At 73.8% G+C, this 18,844-nt stretch carries 17 protein-coding genes; 3 read left to right on the top strand and 14 right to left on the bottom strand.

Annotated elements, in window-relative coordinates:
- Positions 1-25: 25 nt before the first annotated feature.
- Positions 26-916, top strand: a complete 891-nt coding sequence (locus tag EAH89_RS16780; protein WP_140884869.1) for a LysR family transcriptional regulator — start codon at positions 26-28, stop codon at positions 914-916.
- Here the strand turns inward: EAH89_RS16780 and EAH89_RS16775 are convergent.
- Positions 897-1,427 (bottom strand): MarR family winged helix-turn-helix transcriptional regulator, encoded by a 531-nt coding sequence (locus EAH89_RS16775; RefSeq protein ID WP_161993636.1) that lies wholly within the window; start codon positions 1,425-1,427, stop codon positions 897-899. The two genes, EAH89_RS16780 and EAH89_RS16775, sit on opposite strands and share 20 nt — an antisense overlap.
- Before the next feature lie 138 nt (positions 1,428-1,565).
- On the opposite strand from EAH89_RS16775, the gene EAH89_RS16770 reads away from it, so the two are divergent.
- Positions 1,566-3,152, top strand: a complete 1,587-nt coding sequence (locus EAH89_RS16770) for an FAD-dependent monooxygenase (protein ID WP_140884867.1) — start codon at positions 1,566-1,568, stop codon at positions 3,150-3,152.
- On the opposite strand, the gene EAH89_RS16765 is transcribed toward EAH89_RS16770, so the two are convergent.
- From EAH89_RS16765 to EAH89_RS16745, 5 genes are read right to left on the bottom strand one after another with little or no spacing between them, the layout of a single operon-like run.
- Positions 3,149-4,144 (bottom strand): tripartite tricarboxylate transporter substrate binding protein, encoded by a 996-nt coding sequence (locus EAH89_RS16765; RefSeq protein ID WP_140884866.1) that lies wholly within the window; start codon positions 4,142-4,144, stop codon positions 3,149-3,151. The two genes, EAH89_RS16770 and EAH89_RS16765, sit on opposite strands and share 4 nt — an antisense overlap.
- Before the next feature lie 31 nt (positions 4,145-4,175).
- Positions 4,176-5,315 (bottom strand): acyl-CoA dehydrogenase family protein, encoded by a 1,140-nt coding sequence (locus EAH89_RS16760; protein WP_140884865.1) that lies wholly within the window; start codon positions 5,313-5,315, stop codon positions 4,176-4,178.
- Between the two features lie 27 nt (positions 5,316-5,342).
- Entirely contained in the window at positions 5,343-6,545 is a 1,203-nt protein-coding gene (locus tag EAH89_RS16755; RefSeq protein ID WP_140884864.1) for an acyl-CoA dehydrogenase family protein, read from the bottom strand.
- A gap of 12 nt (positions 6,546-6,557) precedes the next feature.
- Positions 6,558-7,736, bottom strand: coding sequence for an acetyl-CoA C-acyltransferase (locus tag EAH89_RS16750; RefSeq protein ID WP_140884863.1), 1,179 nt, complete (start codon positions 7,734-7,736; stop codon positions 6,558-6,560).
- Positions 7,733-9,409: an AMP-binding protein gene (locus EAH89_RS16745; protein ID WP_140884862.1), complete on the bottom strand. Its 1,677-nt coding sequence runs from the start codon at positions 9,407-9,409 to the stop codon at positions 7,733-7,735. The genes EAH89_RS16750 and EAH89_RS16745 overlap by 4 nt, the downstream gene beginning before the upstream one ends.
- A gap of 159 nt (positions 9,410-9,568) precedes the next feature.
- Between EAH89_RS16745 and EAH89_RS16740 the strand changes: the two genes are divergently transcribed.
- Positions 9,569-10,405, top strand: coding sequence for an IclR family transcriptional regulator (locus EAH89_RS16740; protein ID WP_140884861.1), 837 nt, complete (start codon positions 9,569-9,571; stop codon positions 10,403-10,405).
- On the opposite strand, the gene EAH89_RS16735 is transcribed toward EAH89_RS16740, so the two are convergent.
- Genes EAH89_RS16735 through EAH89_RS16700 form a run of 8 tightly spaced genes read right to left on the bottom strand, consistent with a single transcriptional unit; the run spans position 10,402 to position 18,535 of the window.
- Positions 10,402-11,388: a Gfo/Idh/MocA family protein gene (locus EAH89_RS16735; protein WP_140884860.1), complete on the bottom strand. Its 987-nt coding sequence runs from the start codon at positions 11,386-11,388 to the stop codon at positions 10,402-10,404. The two genes, EAH89_RS16740 and EAH89_RS16735, sit on opposite strands and share 4 nt — an antisense overlap.
- Positions 11,385-12,353 carry an MDR/zinc-dependent alcohol dehydrogenase-like family protein gene (locus EAH89_RS16730; RefSeq protein ID WP_241667062.1) on the bottom strand — a complete coding sequence of 323 codons (969 nt, stop codon included), beginning with the start codon at positions 12,351-12,353 and terminating at the stop codon, positions 11,385-11,387. The genes EAH89_RS16735 and EAH89_RS16730 overlap by 4 nt, the downstream gene beginning before the upstream one ends.
- A 13-nt stretch (positions 12,354-12,366) precedes the next feature.
- Complete coding sequence (locus EAH89_RS16725; protein WP_140884859.1) at positions 12,367-13,275, bottom strand: glycoside hydrolase 5 family protein; 909 nt, start codon at positions 13,273-13,275, stop codon at positions 12,367-12,369.
- Positions 13,272-14,057, bottom strand: coding sequence for a TIGR04290 family methyltransferase (locus tag EAH89_RS16720; protein WP_140884858.1), 786 nt, complete (start codon positions 14,055-14,057; stop codon positions 13,272-13,274). Before EAH89_RS16720 ends, EAH89_RS16725 begins: the two co-directional genes overlap by 4 nt.
- Positions 14,054-15,193, bottom strand: a complete 1,140-nt coding sequence (locus tag EAH89_RS16715) for a CgeB family protein (protein WP_140884857.1) — start codon at positions 15,191-15,193, stop codon at positions 14,054-14,056. The genes EAH89_RS16720 and EAH89_RS16715 overlap by 4 nt, the downstream gene beginning before the upstream one ends.
- Positions 15,190-16,317: a glycosyltransferase gene (locus EAH89_RS16710; RefSeq protein ID WP_241667061.1), complete on the bottom strand. Its 1,128-nt coding sequence runs from the start codon at positions 16,315-16,317 to the stop codon at positions 15,190-15,192. Before EAH89_RS16710 ends, EAH89_RS16715 begins: the two co-directional genes overlap by 4 nt.
- The gene (locus tag EAH89_RS16705) at positions 16,314-17,417 is read right to left on the bottom strand and encodes an NAD-dependent epimerase/dehydratase family protein (protein WP_241667060.1); all 1,104 of its coding nucleotides are present in this window, start codon (positions 17,415-17,417) and stop codon (positions 16,314-16,316) included. Before EAH89_RS16705 ends, EAH89_RS16710 begins: the two co-directional genes overlap by 4 nt.
- Entirely contained in the window at positions 17,414-18,535 is a 1,122-nt protein-coding gene (locus tag EAH89_RS16700; protein WP_241667059.1) for an NAD-dependent epimerase/dehydratase family protein, read from the bottom strand. Before EAH89_RS16700 ends, EAH89_RS16705 begins: the two co-directional genes overlap by 4 nt.
- Between the last annotated feature and the right edge of the window lie 309 nt (positions 18,536-18,844).

The raw sequence follows: 18,844 nt of genomic DNA, 5'->3' as shown, positions 1-18,844 counted from the left end.
CGGCCTTCGCCGTCGGGACCACGCCGTGAAGGACGCCGCCAGAACCCTCGCCTGGGACGACTTCCGCCTCATCAACGCGGTGGCGGAGGCGCGCAACCTGCCGGCGGCGGCGGCCCGCCTGGGCATCGACCACTCCACCGTGTTCCGCCGCCTGCGCGCGGTGGAGGCGCTGCTCGGCACCCCGCTGTTCGAGCGCCACCGCGCCGGCTACGCCCTGACCCCGGCCGGGGAGGAGGTGGCGGCGCTGGCGGCGCGGGTGGACGAGGACATCACCGCCGTGACGCGCCGCCTGGCGGGGCAGGCGCCCGCCCCCTCGGGCGAGCTGCGGCTGGCGACGAGCGACAGCCTGCTCTCGGACCTGCTGATGCCGATGCTGGCGCGCTTCCGGCGGGCGCACCCGGCCATCCGGCTGGACGTCGTGACCGGCAACGCCGCGCTAAACCTCTCGCGCCGGGACGCGGACGTCGCCGTGCGCGCCACCGACGACCCGCCGGACACGCTCGTCGGCCGGCGCGTGGCGGGCATCGCCTGGGCGCTCTACGGCGCGGATGGCCGGACGGCGGAGGGCGACTGGGTCTGCCTCGGCGACAACCTCGCGGGGATGCGGGTGGTGCGCGCGGCGCGCGAGGCGGTGCCGGCCGCGCGGCTGGCGGGGCGCTTCGACACGGTGCTGGGCCTTGCCCAGGCGGTGGAGGCGGGGATCGGGGTGGGCCACCTGCCCTGCTTCATCGGCGACGCCTGGCCGGGCCTCGTCCGCCTCGCGCCGCCGCAGCCGGAATACGCCTCCAGCCTCTGGCTGCTCACCCACCCGGACCTTCGCCACACGCCGCGCGTGCGGGCGCTGCTCGACGTCCTGGCGGAGGCGATCGCGGAGAGGCGGCCGCTGATCGAGGGCCTCAGTCCCCGGGCCGCATGAGGGGCACGCGCACGAGGGCGTCGTGGTGGCCGAGAAGCCGGTCCAGCAGGGCGGCGAGCGCCTCCGCCTCCTCGGGCGAGAGGGGGGCGAGCAGCCGGCGGCGCGCGCGCTCGGCGGCCGGGGCGATGGCCTCCACCAGCCGGGCGCCCTCCTCGGTCAGGGTCAGGACGCGGCGGCGGCGGTCCGTCGCGTGCTGGTCGCGCCGCAGGAAGCCGCGCCCCTCCAGCAGCCCGACCACCATGCCGGTGGTGGAGCGGTCGAGGCCGAGCGCCTGGGCCACCCCCACCTGGTCCAGCCCCGGCCTCTCCCGCAGCGCGACGAGGATGCCGTACTGGGTGGAGGTAATCTCGAAGGCGCGGCACTCGTCCGCGAAGACCGACAGCGCGATCTGGTGGGCGCGGCGGAGCTTGAACCCCGGCCGCGCGTAGAGCGAGGCGAGGGTGGCCGGGGGAACCCGGGGCTCCGGGTCGGCCGGGTGGGGGGCGGGCGGGAACGGGGAAGAAGCGGTCACCGGGAGGGGTTCGCAGGAAACGCGGCCCGACGGAAGAGTGGCTTTGGCGCAACTCGTCAGTCGTCTTATCATCTTGACGAGGACCGGGAGCCTGTGGAAATTTCTGCCTGAGAGAACGATGGAAGCACGGGGAGCGCCATGCCGGAAGAGCGGGACAGCACGCAGGTCGTCATCGTGGGCGGGGGGCCGGTGGGCACGGGGCTCGCGATCGAGCTCGCGCTCCGCGGCGTCCGCTCCATCCTCGTCGAGCGCTACGCGACGCCCCAGCCCATCCCGAAGGGCCAGAACCTGACGCAGCGGACGATGGAGCACTTCCACTTCTGGGGCGCCGAGGCCGCGCTGCGGGCCGCGCGCACCATCCCCGCCGAGTACGGCATGGGCGGGCTGACCGCCTACGGCACCCTGCTCGGCGAGTACCAGCACGACTGGCTGCAGCGCGAGCTGGTCCGCCCCTTCTACTTCACGGGCAACGAGCGCCTGCCGCAATACGCGACCGAGGCCGTGCTGCGCGCCCGCGCGGCCGAATTGCCGGAGATCACCACCCTCTACGGCTGGACGGCCGAGGGCGTGGCGCAGGACGCGGAGGGCGTGACCGTCACCGTCGCCGAGCGCAAGGGCGAGGGCCGCCGCCGGCTTCGCGCCGCCTACGCGGTCGGCTGCGACGGCAGCAAGTCCACCGTGCGCGAGGCCGCCGGCATCCCCCAGACCCGCTCGGACCACGACCGGCTGATGGTCCTGCTCGTGTTCCGCTCCGAGGGGCTGCACGAGCTGCTCAAGCGCTACCCCGGCAAGTCCTTCTACAACGTGCTGCACCCGGACCTCGCGGGCTACTGGCAGTTCTTCGGGCGCGTGGACCTCGGCACCACCTGGTTCTTCCACGCGCCGGTGCCGATGGGCACGACGAAGGACAACACAGACTTCACGGCGCTGCTGCACCGCGCGGCCGGCGCCTCGTTCGACGTCGCCTTCGAGCATATCGGCTTCTGGGACCTGCGCTTCGCCATCGCCGACACCTACCGCCAGGGCCGCCTCTTCGTGGCCGGCGACGCCGCGCACAGCCACCCGCCCTACGGCGGCTACGGCATCAACACGGGGCTGGAGGACGCGGTGAACCTCGGTTGGAAGCTCGCCGCGACCCTCGGGGGATGGGCGCCCGAGGGGCTGCTCGATTCCTACGACGCGGAGCGGCGGCCGGTCTTCGCCTCGACCGCCGGGGACTTCATCGAGCGCTCCATCCACGTCGACCGCGACTTCCTCGCCGCCCACGACCCCGCGCGCGACCGCGCGGCCTTCGAGGCGGGCTGGGCCGCGCGCAGCTCCGGCGCGGCCTCCGAGGTCGCCTCCTTCGAGCCGAACTACGAGGGGTCGCCCATCGTCTGCGGCCCCGCGGGGTGCCCGGGCGCGGTGGGATCGCACCGGCTGGAGGCCCGGCCGGGCCATCACCTCGCGCCCCAGCCCGCCGCAAACGGGCGCGACGTCTACGAGGCGCTCGGCCTCGGCTTCGCGCTCCTCTCCACCGCGCCCGACGGCGCGGCGGCCTCCGCCTTCCGCGCGGCGGCGGAGCGGCGGGGCGTGCCGCTCGACGTGATCCCGATCGGCGAGGAGGCGCAGCGGGGCTACGGCGCGCCGAACGTGCTCGTGCGCCCCGACCAGTTCGTCGCCTGGGCCGGCGAGGAGGCCGAGGCCGCCCCGGTGCTGGAGCGGGCGCTCGGCGGGGGCGCCTAGCCGGCCTTGAGGCCGAGGCGCCGGATCATCACCCCGTCCTCCTCGTACTGCGCCTTCGCCGCCGCGGCGTAGTCGGCGCTGCCGAGGAAGGCGGGCGCCATGTCGTAGCGCTCGAGCACCGCGACGTGCGCGGGGTCCTGCGCGGCCTCGCGGAAGGCCTCCTCCAGCACGCGCACCACCGCGGGGTCCATGCCCGCCGGGCCTCCGATGCCGTAGGGGGAGGTGGAGACGATGTCGATGCCGAGCTCCTTTAGCGTCGGCGCGTCGGGGAAGCGCTTCGCGCGCTCCGGCCCCCAGGTGCAGAGAAGGCGGAGCTGCCCGGCCGCGACGAGCTCGGACCAGCCGCTCGTCTCCGCGGAGACCTGGGTGTTGCCGGAGAGGGTGGACTGCAGGTTCTCGGCGGCGCCGCGATAGGGCACCTGCACCCACTCGATCCCCTCCTTCGCCGCCACCTGCTCCATGGTGATGTGCAGCGAGGTGCCCGAGCCCGGCGTGCCGTAGTTGATCTTGCCCGGGTTCGCCTTCGCGTAGGCGAGAAGCTCCCGGAAGCTCCCCCAGGGCGCGTCCGCCTTCACCACCACCCCGAAGAGGTAGCCGGTGATCTGGGCGATGTAGGTGAAGTCCTTCATCGGGTCGAAGGGCGCGCGCGGCACCATCTGCGGGTAGCGGAACACCGAGATCGGGATCTGCGACAGCGTGTAGCCATCCGGCCGCGTGTTCCCCGCGAGGAACTGCGCGCCGAGGATGCCGCCGGCGCCCGCGCGGTTCTCCACCACCACGGGCTGGCCCAGGCGTCGCGAGGCCGCGTCGGCGAGGGCGCGCATGAGGATGTCGGTCGAGCCGCCCGGCCCCCAGGGCACGATGAGGCGGACCGGCCGGTCGGGGAAGCGGCCCTGCGCCTGGGCCGGCGCGATCAGGCCCGGGCGAGACAGCGCGGCGAGGCCCGCGCCGAGCCCGAGGGCGCCGCGGCGCCCCATGGCGTGAATGGTCATGGATGGTTCCTTCGTCGCCGCAGGGGCCTGCTCAGATCTCTTCGACCAGGCCGCCGGCCTCGGCGACCTCGCGCAGGTGGTGGTCGGTGTCGCCGAAGAGGGATTCGGCCATCGTCAGGCGCTTGAAGTAGTGCCCGGCCTTGTACTCCCAGGTCACGGCGATGCCGCCGTGGAGCTGCACCGCCTCCTGCCCCACCAGGCGCGAGGAGCGGTTCACCTGGGCCTTGGCCGCGGCGATGGCGGGCCGGCGCTCCCGGACGTCGGGCTCCTCCGCCATCATCGCGGCGTAGAGCGCCATGGAGCGCGCCTGCTCCACCGCCACCAGCATGTCCGCCGCGCGGTGCTGGAGCGCCTGGAAGGAGGCGATGGGCACGCCGAACTGCTGGCGCTGCTTGAGGTAGTCGACGGTGACGCGGTGCAGCTCCTCCATGGCGCCGAGGCTGTCCGCGCAGACGGCCGCGAGCGCGACGTCCACCACGCGGCCGGCGAGCGGGAGGCCACCATCGACCTCGCCGAGCACGCGCTCTGCCGGCACGCGCACGCCGTCGAGCGCGATCTCGGCGACGCGGGTCCCGTCCTGCGCGGGCATGCCGCGGCGGGAGACGCCCTCCGCGTTCGCGTCCACCAGGAAGAGCGTGACGCCCTCGTGGTCGCGCCGGCCGCCGGCGGTGCGCGCGGTGACGACGAGGAGCCCCGCCTCGTCGCCGCCCAGCACGACGCCCTTGCGGCCGTCGAGCACGTAGTCGCCGCCGTCCCGGCGCGCGGTGGTGGAGACGTCGTGGAGGTCGTAGCGGGACTGCCGCTCGAGCTGCGCGAAGGCGACCTTCAGCGAGCCCTCGGCGATCCCCGGGATGAACTCCGCGCGCTGCGCCTCCGTCCCGCCCAGCCGCAGGAAGCCGCCGCCGAGGACTACCGTGGAGAGATAGGGCGCGGTGATGAGCGCGCGCCCGATCGCCTCCATGACGATCATCGTCTCGACGGGGCCGCCGCCGATGCCGCCATCCTCCTCGGAGAAGGGCAGCGCCAGCAGGCCGAGCTCCGCGAAGCCTCCCCAGAGCGCGGCGCCGTCGCCGGCGGCGCCGTGCTGCGCGGGGTCGCGCGCGTTGTCCGCCGCGAAGCGGTCGATGCTTTCCTTGAGGAGCCGCTGCTCCTCCGTCAGGTCGAAGTCCACGCGCGTTTCCCTCTAGAGACCCAGGCTTCAGAGACCCAGGAAGGCCTTGGCGATGATGTTTCGCTGGATCTCGTTCGAGCCGCCGTAGATCGAGACCTTGCGGTAGTTGAAGTAGAGCGGCGCCGCGGCGTCGGCCCAGTCCGGCGAGACCGCGGGCTCGTTCCAGCCCTCCGGCCGGTCGTGCTCGGGCGCGGGCATGGCGTAGGGGCCGGCGACCTCCAGCAGCAGCTCCGTCGTCGCCTGCTGCAGCTCCGAGCCCTTGATCTTGAGGATCGAGGAGGCGGGGTCGGGCTTGTCGGCGTCGCGGTGGCGCTGGTTGGCGACGACCCGCATCTGCGTGATCTCGAGCGCCTTCAGCCCGACCTCGACCTCGGCCACGCGGCGGCGGAAGTCGGTGTCGTCCCACAGCGTCGCGCCGCCCGCCTCGGTCTCCCGCGCGAGGCGCTTGGCACGCGCCAGGCGCTGCTTGGAGAGCCCGATGCGCGCGATGCCCGTGCGCTCGTTGGCCAGCAGGAACTTCGCGTAGTCCCAGCCCTTGTTCTCCTCGCCGACAAGGTTCTCGGCGGGCACCTCCACCTCGTCGAAGAAGACCTCGTTCACCTCGTGCGCGCCGTCGATGGTGATGACGGGCCGCACCGTGATGCCCGGCGACTTCATGTCGATCAGCAGGAAGGAGATGCCGCGCTGCTTCTTGGCCTCCTTGTCCGTGCGGACGAGGCAGAAGATCCAGTCCGCGTGCTGGCCGAGCGTCGTCCAGGCCTTCTGGCCGGAGACGACGTACTTGCCGTCCCGCTTCTCGGCGGAGGTGCGCAGCGAGGCGAGGTCCGAGCCCGCGCCCGGCTCCGAGAAGCCCTGGCACCACCAGATGTCGAGGTTGGCGGTGGCCGGCAGGAACTTGCGCTTCTGCTCCTCGTTGCCGAAGGCCGCGATGACGGGGCCGACCATGAAGACGTTGAACTGCAGCGGCAGCGGCACGGCGGCGCGCTGCATCTCCTCGGTGTAGATGTAGCGCTGGACGGGGGTCCAGTCCTTGCCGCCCCAGGCCAGCGGCCAGTTGGGCGTCGCCAGCCCCACCGCGTTGAGGGCGCGGTGGGAGGTGACGATGTCGTCGCGGTCGAGATGCCGGCCCTCGGCCACCTTGCGGCGGATCTCGGCGGGAACCTTCTCGCGGAAGGTGCGGCGGAGGTCGTCGCGGAAGGCGATCTCCTCGGGCGTGAAGCGCAGGTCCATGGTGCTTGCTCCTTACGCGATCTCGATCAGCCCGGCCGCGCCCTGGCCGCCGGCGACGCACATCGTGACGACGGCGTAGCGCACGCCGCGGCGGCGGCCCTCGATGAGCGCGTGGCCGACCAGCCGCGCGCCGCTCATGCCGAAGGGATGCCCGATGGAGATGGCGCCGCCGTTCACGTTGACCAGTTCCGGGTCGATCCCGAGCTTGTCGCGGCAGTAGATCGACTGGGAGGCGAAGGCCTCGTTCAGCTCCCACAGCCCGATGTCCTCGACCTTCAGCCCGTGGCGGGACAGCAGGCGGGGCACGGCGAAGACGGGGCCGATGCCCATCTCCTCGGGCTCGCAGCCCGCGACGGCGAGGCCGCGGAAGATGCCGAGCGGCTGGAGCCCGCGCCGCGCCGCCTCGTCGGAGGACATCAGCACGCTGGCGCTGGCGCCATCCGAAAGCTGGCTCGCGTTCCCCGCGGTGACGTACTTGCCCTCCTTCACCGGCTTCAGCTTGGACAGGCCCTCGATCGAGGTGTCGGGGCGGTTGCCCTCGTCCTTGTCGAGGGTGACCTCCTGCTGCCGCACCTCGCCGGTCGCCTTGTCCGTCACGTTCATGGTGGCGGTGATCGGCACGATCTCGTCGTCGAAGCGGCGAGCCTGCTGGGCGCTGGCGGTGCGGCGCTGGCTCTCCAGCGCGAACTCGTCTTGCGCCTGGCGGGAGACGCCGTAGCGCTCGGCGACGAGGTCCGCCGTGTCGATCATCGCGTCGTAGATGGAGGGCTTGTTCGCCTCCAGCCAGGCGTTGCGGTAGTGGTTGCGGTTGACGGTCGGCTGCACGAGCGAGATCGATTCCACGCCGCCGGCGATGGCGACGGGCACCTTGTCGACGAGGATGCGCTTGGCCGCGGCGCCGATCGCCTCCAGCCCGGAGGCGCAGAAGCGGCTGACGGTGACGCCGGCCGAGGTGACGGGGATGCCGGCCCGCAGCGCCCCGTGGCGCGCGACGTTGCCGCCCGTCGCGCCCTCCGGGTAGCCGCAGCCCATGATGACCTCCTCCACCGCCTCCGGCTCCAGCTTCGCGCGGGAAAGGGCCGCGCCGATCGCGTGGGCGGCCATGTCGGCGCCGTGGGTGGCGTTCAGCGCGCCCCGATGGGCGCGCCCGATCGGGGTGCGGGCGGTGGAGACGATGACGGCGTCGGTCATGCGGGGGGACTTTCCTGGGTGGGGACGCTCCGGGCCATTTCCTCGGCGACCAGGGCGCTGGCCAGCAGCTTGCCGGCGGGGGAGCGGGGAAGTTCGTTGCGCAGCTCGAGGGCAGCCGGCATCTCGTGGCGGCCGAGGCGGTCGCGGAGAAAACTCTTCAGCACGTCGAGCGTGAGCGGCGGCGCGCCGTCGCGCAGCGTCACGAAGGCCTTGGCGGACTGGCCGCGATAGGCGTCGGGGATGCCGATCACCACCACCTCGTTCACGTCGGGGTGCTCGTAGATCGCGCCCTCAATCGCCGCCGGGTACACGTTGAACCCGCCGGAGATGATCATGTTCTTCCGGCGGTCCATGAGGAAGAAGGTGCCGTCCGCCTCCATCCGGCCGATGTCGCCGGTGAGGAACCAGCCGTCGCGGAAGGCCGCCGCGGTCTCGGCGGGCTGGTTGAGGTAGCCGGCGAAAACGTTGGGGCCACGGATCGCGATCTCCCCGGCCTCCCCGGGCGCCAGCGCGCGGGAGGGATCGTCCAGCGCCACGACGCGCAGGTCCACGCCCGGCAGCGGCACGCCGATGATGCCCGGCCGCAGCCGGGCGGCCATGGGCACGCGCGTGCCGGCTGGCGAGGTCTCGGTCATGCCCCAGCCGATGTGCAGGCGCTGGCCGAGCAGCGCCTCGACCTTCGCGCCGACCTCAAAGGGCAGCGGGGCGCCGCCCGAGATGCAGGCCCGGAGCGAGGAGACGTCCGTGCGCGGCGCGTCCGGGTGCTTGAGCAGGGCGATCCACATGGTCGGCACGCCCGGCATGATCGTCACGCGCCGCGCCTCGATGTCGTGCAGCGCCGTCCCGGCGTCGAAGCGCGGGCGGAGCAGGATCTCGTTGCCGCAGGCGAGGTGGCGGAGCAGCACGCTCGACAGCGCGTAGATGTGGAACAGCGGCAGCACGCCCATCACGCGCTGCTCGCCCTCCGCCAGCACGCTGCCGTCCTGCCAGTGGCGGTAGATGTCCACGGTCGCCGTCAGGTTGGCGTGGGTGAGCATGGCGGCCTTGGGCAGGCCCGTGGTGCCGCCGGTGTACTGCAGCAGGGCGACGTCCGACGGCGAGACAGAGGGCCATTCCGCCGGCGGCTCCGCTTCCAGGGACGAGAGGGACGTTGCGCGCGGGTCCGCCTCCCCCGCCTCCCCGCCCCAGGCCGCGTCCTCGCCGAGCAGAACGCGGTCCGCGACCCCGGCCTCGACGAGGTCGAGCGCGGTCGGCAGCAGCCCCGGCAGGTCGGTGGTGACGACCAGGCGGGCGCCGCTGTCCGACAGCTTGTGGTGCAGCACGCGGCGGGCGTCGAGCGGGCTGAGATGCACCACCCGCGCGCCCAGCTTGGCGAGCGCCAGGAAGCAGACGGGGTGCCAGGGCGTGTTCGGCAGCAGGAGCCCAACGGGCAGGCCCGGCGCGACGCCGAGGCGCCGCAGCCCCCCCGCGAGCCGGTCCACGGCAAGGCCGAGGTCGCGGTAGCTCACCCGGCGGCCGCGGTACTCCAGCGCCGGGCGGTCCGCCCAGCGGGCCACGGCGCGGTCCAGCAGCTCGCCGAGGGTGGTCACGGCAATCGGTGCGTCCCAGCGGCAGCCCGGCGGATAGGCGGCGAGCCAGGGCCGGGGCGCGGCGCCGGGCGCCGGCTCAGCCATGTCGTCCCGCGCGTTTTGCCAGGGCTGCCCTCGCAGGCCGCATGCTCGTTCTCTCCTTGCCGGTCTTGTCGCATATTCCGCATTGCGGAAATATGTTCTGCCGTTACCCTCTTGGTATCGGAGGGCGAGGGGCGCGGTCAAGCGCGGAGGGTGCGGCGGATGCGCAAGCGCGCGGTGGCGGCGGGCGGGGCAGGCCCTGGGGAGGATAACGCGGCGGGGGACCGGCAGTTCGTCGCCGCCATCGCCCGCGGCTTCGACATCCTCCACGCCTTCCGGGCCGAGGACCCGATGCTGGGCAACCAGGAGCTGGCGGAGCGGACGGGCCTGCCGCGGGCCACCGTCTCGCGCCTCACCCACACCCTCACCCGGCTGGGCTACCTCACCTACCTGCCGCGCTTCGCGAAGTACCAGCTCGGCCTCGGCGCCGTGCCGCTGGGACAGCTCGCCCTCGCCAACATGAGCATCCGGCGCGTCGCGGCGCCGCTCATGCGGGCGCTGTCGGAGGAGACGAACGCCTCCACCTCGCTCGGCAAGCGCGACGGGCTGGCGATGCTCTACGTCGAGCACGTCTCCCCCCGCACCGCCGTCGCCCTGCAGCTCGACATCGGGTCCCGCCTGCCGCTCGCGCTCACCGCCATGGGTCGCGCCTACTACGCCCGTGCGCCGGAGGAGGAGCGCGCGGCGATCGACCTCGAGATCGCGGCCCGCCAGCCCGCCGAGTGGCCGGTGATCCGGGACGGCCTGCGGGAGGCCGTGGCGATGCAGGAGCGGCTGGGCTTCACCGCCTCGCTCGGCGACTGGAACCCGACGGTGCACGCGGCCGGCGCCGCCCTGTCGCTGCCCGGGGGGGAAATCGTGGCACTGAACTGCGGGGCGCCGGCCTTCATGCTCGGGCGCGAGCGGGTGCTGGAGGAGATCGGCCCCCGGCTCGCGGCCGTCGCCCGGCGGATCGAGTCCATGGCGCGCGGCCCCGGCGGGGGATCCGGGGGAGCCTAGCGGCCGTAGATCCGGTCCAGCACCCCGGCCACCGCCACCAGCTCCCCGGCCGCGGGGTCGAAGCCCTCGCCATCCGCCAGGCGCGCCGCCCAGGCCGCGGCGGCGCGGCCGCCCCAGTCGTCCGGCGGCGCGGCCAGGGTCTCGCGCGCGGTGCCCTGGAAGCGCTCCGCGGTGAAGTCGTAGAAGGAGCCCGCCTCGTTGCGCAGCGCGGCACCCCCGGCCGTGCCCTGGAACTCGGCGGCGATCACCGCGTCCCGCCCGGCGTGGAGGTTCCAGGAGCAGGCGAGGCGCACCACCGCGCCGGTCTCAAGGGTGAGCGTCGCGGCGGCGTAGTCCTCCACCCGGTCCGTCCGCCCGCCCAGCGGCTCGCCGGCGGCGAAAAGGGCGCTGGTGACCCCCGTGACCGCGGGAAAGCCGAGGACCCAGAGGGCGAGGTCCACGAGGTGCACGCCGAGGTCCATCACGCAGCCGCCGCCCGAGAGCGCGGGGTCGCGGAACCACGGCTTGTCGGGGCCGTAGGCGTTGTGGAAGGTCAGGTCCACCGCGTAGGGCCGGCCGAGCCCGCCCTCCCGCACCACCTCCCGGATGCGCTGCATCGCCTCCGTGTGGCGGTAGGAGAGGTCCACCGCGAGGAGGCGGCCGGCGCGCCGCGCGGCCTCCACCACCGCCCCCGACTCCGCCGCGGTGCGGCCGAGCGGCTTCTGACAGAAAACGGCGGCGCCCGCCTCGAGCGCCCGGATGGACTGGGCGGCGTGCAGCGCGCTCGGCGTCGCGATCACGATGCCGTCCGGGCGCAGGGCAAGGAGCTCCTCCAGCCCGCCCACCACCCGCGCGCCGGGCGCGAGCCGCGCGGCCTCGGCCGCCATCTCGGGCGAGGGATCAGCGATGCCGACGGCCTCCGCGCGCCCCTCGGCGAGGATCGCGGCCAGGCGGTGGCGCCCGATCCAGCCGGTGCCGAGGAAGCCCAGGCGCGGGCGGCTCACGGGAAGCGCACCAGGGCCTTCAGGAAGCCGTCCGGCCGGTCCCGCGTGGCGTCGAGCGCCTCCCCCAGCGCCTCCAGCGGGTAGCCGTGCGTGAAGAGCGGCGCAGGATCGAGGCGGCCGGCGGCGACGGCCTCCACCGCCTCGCGGATGCCCTGCATGTAAACCTTGGGATCGCGCTCGTGCGCGTTGATCACGTCGATGCCGCGCCAGTTCCAGAGCCACATGTTCACCGTGCGCGGCCCGTCCTGGTGGTAGCCGGCCACGACCAGGCGCCCCCGCCCCCGCGTCAGCTCCCCCGCGAGGTCGAGCGGCCACTGCTTGCCCACGGCCTCGACGACGACGTCGCAGAAGCGGCCGCCCGTCAGCTCCTTCACGCGCGCGATGATGGCGTGGTGGTCCTCCATCGGCACCGTCTCCGCCGCGCCCATGCGGCGCGCGAGGTCGAGCGAGAAGGGGCGGCGGGAGACGGCGATGACCCGCGCGCCGGCGTCGGTCGCCAGCCGCGTCAGGATGGCGCCGAGGAAGCCGATGCCGATGATGGCGACCGTGTCTCCCGCCGCGATGCCGCTGCGGCGGAAGATGTTCATCGCGCAGCCCAGCGGCTCGCCCGGGAAGGGCTGCCCGTCGAGGGACCTCGGCAGCGACACGGTGTTGGCGGCCTCGGCGAGGTCGTACTCCGCGTAGCCGCGGTAGGTGAGCGCGGCCACGCGCTCGCCCACGCGCGGGCTCTCCACCCCCTCCCCCACCGCGTCCACCACGCCCCAGGCCTCGTGGCCGAGGTCGCCGGGCTCGGTCGGAAAGCGCATCCAGTCGGGGCCCGACCAGGGCGTGAGATTGGAGGCGCAGACGCCGCAGCCCTCCAGTCGCAGCCGCACCTGCCCGGGGCCGGGCTCGGGCCGGGGGACCTCCCGAACGGAGACCTGGCCGGGCGCCTCGAGGACGGCGGCGCGCATCGGAAGGGTCAAGAGGGTCGCCCGCTCACGCCGCCACCGTCGCGCGGGCGGGGGCGTAGCGGTGCACCATCGACCCGCAGAACTCCGCGAACTCGGCCGGCACCTGCGGCGGGCTGCTGTGGTGCGGCGCGAGACCGCGGTGCTCGGGCGTGAAGCAGAAGGTGACGGTCACGTCGAACTCCGCCAGCGCCTCCATCTGGCGGTCGAACCAGTCGAGCGCGTTCGGGCGGAAGCTGTCGGCCCAGGAGAGGCCGGTGCGCAGGTGACGCACGCCCAGCCGCCTCATCCAGGCCACCGCGTCGTCCAGCCGGTGGTCCTCGAAGTGGAACCACTGGCATAGGCCCATCTGGGGGGCGTGCTGGGCGAAGTGGTCGATCGCGGGCTTGGGCGACCCGTCCTCGCGCAGCAGGCCCATGTAGAAGTGGCGGTAGTAGGAGGAGCCCTCGGCCTCGCGGTGCCGCGTGGTGGCGCCCCAGGCCTGCGGCAGGTCATAGAGCGAGTACCAGTGGATCCGCGGCGCCTTGCCGATCAGCAGCTCCGCCGTGCGGTTCAGCCCCCAGACCTGCACCTCCTCCGCGCCGAAGGTGGAGATGCCGACCTCGCTGACCCAGACCGGCTTGCTCGTCACCGCCCGGATCTCGTTGATCTTGGCCGGCCACTCGTCGATCTTCCAGAGGTTCCAGTCGAGCGGGAAGCCGTGTACGGCGACGACGTCGATCTCCTCCATCGCCCCGCGCTCGGCCATGTTCAGGATGAAGGCGGGATCGATCGGCGAGATGCCGCCGAGGACGCGCGGCAGGCCGGGATTCGCCTCGCGGATGGCGCGGCCGGCGAGGCGCGCGGTCTCGGCGAAGATCGCCCAGCCGGGATCGAGCTCGGGGTCCCAGTGGGACTTGTTGTTCGGCTCGTTCCAGATCATCGCGGCCTCGATCACGCGCGGCTCTCCTCTTTCTCCGGCCCGGGCGCGGGATAGACGGCGCCGGCGCCCCAGGGGGCTTCCGCGCGCCGGCAAAGATAGACCTCCTCCTCGGGATGCTCGAGGATCGCGAAGCCGGCCGAGCGGAGCATCGCCTCCGAGGCCGCGGCGTTCGGCACCCACCAGTTGGACGGGTCGTTGCAGTAGCGCCGCTCGACGAAGTGCAGCTTCGGCCAGCCGGGCGCGTCGAAGACCGCCGTCTCCGCGAAGGGGTAGTCCGGCGCCGGCGCCATCGCCTCCTTCGCGCCGCGCTGCATCGACTGGAACAGCAGCAGGTCGCCGGCGACGTGCTCGTGGATGAGGTCGAGCGCGAGCAGCGGGTGGCGGAGGTGGTAGAGCACGCCCATGAAGATCACGAGGTCGAAGCGCTCGCCCAGCGCGCCCACGTCGTAGACCGAGAGGTTGCGGAACTCCGCCTCCAGCCCCGTCACCTCGGCCGCGAGCCGCGCCTGGGCGAGGTAGCGGTCGTCGCTGTCGATGCCGAGCACGCGCGCCGCGCCGCGCCGCTTCATCTCCATGGAGTAGAAGCCAGCGTTGCAGCCGATGTCGAGCACGGACATGCCCGTGAGGTCCGCTGGGATCGCGTGGGCGAAGTGCCGGAACTTGTTCGCGGGGTAGTCGTAGAGGAAGTGGTTCGGCGCGGTCTGCACGCCGCCGAGGTCGAGGTTGTGGAACCAGTCGCCGAGCGCCTCCACGCGGGCGCGGATCTCGTCGGGCGACAGCGTCGCGGCGGTGCTCATGGCGCGGGCGCCCTTTCCGGATGCGTGGGCCCAAGCCGGCGGGCGGGCGCCGCGTCCAGCCGGGCGAGGACCGCCATCAGCTCGTCCACGCGGTGCGCGCAGCTGTGGCGGGCGCGAATGGTCTCGAGGCCGCTGCGCACCAGCGCCGCCCGCCGCGCCGGGTCGTCGCGGAGCGCGGCGAGGTGGCGCGCCATCTCCGCGCCGTCGCGCGCCGTCAGGTAGTCCTGCCCCGGGCGGAAGAGCCCCTCCGCGTCCCGCCAGGGCGCCGAGACGAGGGGGATGCCGCAGGCCAGCGCCTCGAAGACGCGGATGGTCGGGATGCCCGGCAGGAGGTCCACGTAGAAGCGGCGCGGGACGTGCACGGTCGCGAGGTGGCGCGCGAAGACCTCGGGCGCCCGCGCGTTGGGCAGCCAGCCGCGGTAGCGCGCGCCGTGCCGCGCAAGCATGGCGCGGGCCTCCTCCGGGTAGCGGACGCCGTAGACGTCGAGCGGCAGCGCCGCCTCCTGCGCGGGGCGGAACAGGAAGCTCTCCAGCTCCGCCGTGCGCTCGCCGTCGCCCCAGTTGCCGATCCAGACCAGCCCCTCGCGCGCGCCCTCCTCCGCCGGCGGGTGGAAGAGCCGCGTGTCGGCCGCCTCGTGCCAGGTGAAGACGCGGTCGCCCCAGCCCCAGCGGCGGTACACCTCGGAGAGGGTCGCGCCGAAGGCGAGCACGGCGTCGTAGCCGTCGAGGTCGAAGGTGCGGATCGCCCCGGGGTCGCTGACCGCGCGGTGATGCGTGTCGTGGAACAGCAGGGTGAAGGGTGCCCCCTGCCGGCGCAGGCGGCCGACGGCCGCGACCAGCGCGGGCTCGTTCCACTCGTGCACGATGACCACGTCCGCGCCCGACAGCGCCGCCTCCACCTCCTCCAGCCCGGCGAAGCGATCGGAGCGGAGCTCGGGGTAGTGCGCGCGGTAGGCGTCGAGCCCGGCCTCGCCGTGGTCGCGCAGCAGGTTCTCGAGGCTCCAGGCGCCCTCCGGCTCCAGCGCGCGCACCGCGTGCCCGCGATGCACCAGCTCCCGCAGCACGCCGCGGAGGAAATGCGCGTTGCCGTGGTTCCAGCAGGAGGCGAGCGAGTGGGTGAGGTAGACGATCCTCACGCCGCGACGCTCCCCGGCAGCAGGAGCGGCCGGTAGACGTCGAGCATGGCGCCGGCCATGGCCTCCACCGTGTAGCGCGCCGCGCGGCGACGGGCGGCGCCGCCGAGGCGCGCGCGCTCGGCCGGGTCGGCCGCGAGGCGCGCGATCGCCGCGGCGGCCGCGGCCTCGTCGCGCGCCGGAACGTAGACGGCGGCGGCGCCCCAGATCTCGCGGAAGGTGGGGATGTCCGAGAGGACGAGCGGGCAGCCCGCCTGCGCCGCCTCGAGCACCGCGAGGCCGAAGGGCTCGTAGAGGGCGAGCGAGGCGTAGATCGGCCGCTGCGCCAGCAGCGCCGCCAGCGCGGGCTCGCCGAGGCTGCCGAGGGCGCGCAGGTTGCGCGGCTCCGCCCGGTCCCCGTTCGGCCCCTCCAGCGGCCCCGCCGCCAGCACGGGCAGGTCCAGCCGCGCCGCCGCGAGGTCGAGCGCGCGCAGGTTCTTCCCCTTGTCCCAGAGCCGCCCGGCGGTGAGCACGAAGGGCGACGAGACCCCGGCCGGCAGCGCGCCCGCCGCGGCCATGGGCCGGCGCCCGTTATGTACCACCACCGGCCGGCGCGGCAGCGCGTAGCGGCGCGCCGTGGCCTCGGCGAAGGCGCGGCTGGGCGCCACGAGCCTCGAGGCGGCGAGGCAGCCGCGCCGCATCAGCTCCGCGTGCCAGGTGAATTCCGGCGGCAGCGCGCCGCCAACGACCGCGTCCCACCAGGTGACGACGCAGGAATGCGACACGGCCACGACGGGCACGGGAAAGGCGACGCCGGCCGCGTGGGCCGGGCTGTTCAGCTGCACGGCGTCCACCCGCGCGCTCTCCGCCAGCGCCGCAAGCGCCTCGCCGGAGGCGCGCAGCTCCGCTGGCCCGTCGGCGAGCCAGTCCAGCGGCAGGCCGGTCGGCAGCAGCTCGAGGCCCGGGATCGCGGCCGCGCGCACGAGTTGGTCGCCGCGCGGGGCGGGACCGAGCACGGCCAGCACCGGGGTGGCGCCCTGCGCCGCGAGCCCCGCCGCGAGGTCGAGGGCGTAGGTCCAGACGCCGCCCGCGGCGTCGGCCGTGATCAGCAGCCGCGCGCCGCGCTCCTCCGCCCCGCGCCGCGTCACGCGCTGGCCTGCTCCGGCGCCGGCGCCGCCACGCGCCCGCCCGACGCGCGCTCCTGCCGCAGCCAGTCGGCCAGGGCGGCCACGCCCTCCCGCCAGGGCCGCGCCGGGCCGAGGCCGAGCTCCCGCGACGCGCGGCCGGTGTCGGAGACGTAGTAGCGCTGGTCGCCCGCGCGCCAGTCGGCGTAGCGGGTCTCGACCGGACGCCCCGTGATGTCGCCGACATGGGCGAGGAGCTGGCGGAGGCTGATCGCGTTCGCCGGCCCGCCACCCAGGTTGAAGGCACGGCCCGAGACGGCGCCGATGCGCCGCCAGGCGGCGACATAGGCCTCGACGGCGTCGCCGACGTCGAGCACGTCGCGCACCTGGCATCCGTCGCCGTAGATGCTGATCGGCTCGCCGCGGAGCGCGCGGAGGATGAAGTGCGCGACCCAGCCCTGGTCCTCGGTGCCCATCTGCCGCTGCCCGTAGATGCAGCTCATGCGCAGGACTGCCGTCGGCACCCCGAAGGAGCGGCCGAAGTCGAGCACGTACTGGTCCGCCGCCCCCTTGGAGCAGCCGTAGGGCGTGTGGAAGTCGAGCGGCCGGTCCTCGCCCACGCCGCGCGCGCGGACCGCGGGATCGCGCGGGACATAGGCGTCGCCGAGCAGGTCCAGCGTGACGTCGCCGAGGTCGCCATAGACCTTGTTCGTGCTCGCAAAGACGAGCGGCACGCCCCCGCCGCGGCGCCGCAGCGCGTCGAGCAGGTTGAAGCTGGCGGCGAGGTTGATGTCGAAGTCCTCGCGCGGGTCCACGAGGCTGGTCGTCACCGCGACCTGCGCCGCGAGATGGAAGACCGCCTCCGCCTCGCCCGCCGCCGCGGCGAGCCCGGCGGCGTCGCGCACGTCGGCGATCGTTGCTGAGATGCGGCGCGGATGGCGGCGCCGGAGCCATTCGAGGTTGCTCGCGACCCCCGGCCGCGACAGGGCGTCGTAGACGTGGACGTCGTGCCCCTCCCCCGCCAGCCGGTCCGCGAGGTTGGAGCCGATGAAGCCGGCGCCGCCGGTGATGAGAACCGGCCGCGCCCCCGCGATTGCCGGCGCCTTCGGCATCGCGTCCGTCACGCGACGAGCCCCCGCAGCTCCAGCTCGTTCCGCGCCTGGCTCACCCGGTCGCGCGACTGCTGGCGCGCCACCCATTCCGCGAGCTCCGCAAGGTCGGCCGTGAAGTCGAGGTGCCGCGTCGCGTAGCCCAGCTCCTCCCGCGCCTTGGTGATGTCGGGGATGTTGTGGCGGATGTCGCCCGCGCGCGTCTTGCCCGCGATCTCCGGCAGCAGCCCCGTGCGCCCCATGGCGCGCGCGAGGTCGGCCGCCACGTCCTGCACCGTGCGGTCCACGCCGCTGGCGATGTTGTAGACGCCGCCCGCGGCCCGCGGATGGTCGAGCGCGAGGAGGAAGGCGCGCGCCACGTCCTCCACGTGCACGAAGTCGCGGCGCTGCAGCCCGTCCTCGAAGATCATCGGCGGCTGGTTGTTCTGCAACCGGGCCGCGAAGATCGCGAGCACGCCCGTGTAGGGGTTCGAGAGCGCCTGGCCCGCGCCGTAGACGTTCCAGAGCCGCAGCGCGACCCCCTCCATCCCGTAGGCGGGCGCGAGGGTGAGCGTCAGGCGCTCCTGCACGAACTTCGTGATGGCGTAGACGGAGGCGAGGTTCGTCCGCTTCCACTCCGGCGTCGGCACCGGCACCAGCGGGCGGCCCTTCGTGTCCACCGGGTCCCAGGGGGCGTCCGGCGAGAGGCGCGGCTGGCGCACCGCGTCCTCCACCAGCCCGCCCTCGGCGTCGCGGTAGAGGCCCTCGCCGTAGACGCTCATGGAGGAGGCGACGACGACGCGCTTCACGGGGTTGTCGATGAGCTGCTGGAAGAGCATCGCCGTGCCGCCGTCGTTCACCGAGACGTAGCGGTCGATCGCGTACATGCTCTGCCCGACGCCGACCTCGGCCGCGAGGTGGACGACCTTGTCGACGCCGCGCAGCGCGCGCTTCACCGCGTCGGCGTCGCGCACGTCCCCCTTCACCACCTCGACCTCGGAATCGAGGCCGTCGGCGCCGCGGTCCGCGTGGACCTGCTCGATGAAGCTGTCGAGCACGCGCACGTGGTCGCCGCGGTCGAGCAACGCGCGCGACACGTAGCGCCCGATGAAGCCCGCGCCCCCGGTGATCAGGACCGATTCAGCCAAACGCACGCCCTCCCGTCCCAAACCTCTGCCGCTCGCCAGGCCGGAAGGGCCCGCCGCGATCCTCGAAGCGAACGGCGCCGCCGAGGCATCGGTGCCACCGTCGAATCGCGTTCCGCGGAGAAGCACGCAAGCCTTTAACCGGATGAGGGACATTGAAGAAGGCTCGATGGCTCATCACATTTTCTTGTATCGAGCAATGCACAACCGTCCGCATCCCGGCGCGGCGTTGATCGCTTCTCTCCGTGATAGCTAAGTTGATCCGAGGCCGAGCGCCGAGGAGAGGAGACGCGATCCCTTGATGACTTCCGTGCCGCG

This window comes from Muricoccus nepalensis, assembly GCF_006438825.1.
GTDB lineage: Bacteria > Pseudomonadota > Alphaproteobacteria > Acetobacterales > Acetobacteraceae > Roseomonas > Roseomonas nepalensis.
The sequence above is the reverse complement of the archived record's forward strand: the minus strand, read 5'-3'. Positions and strand labels throughout refer to the sequence as shown.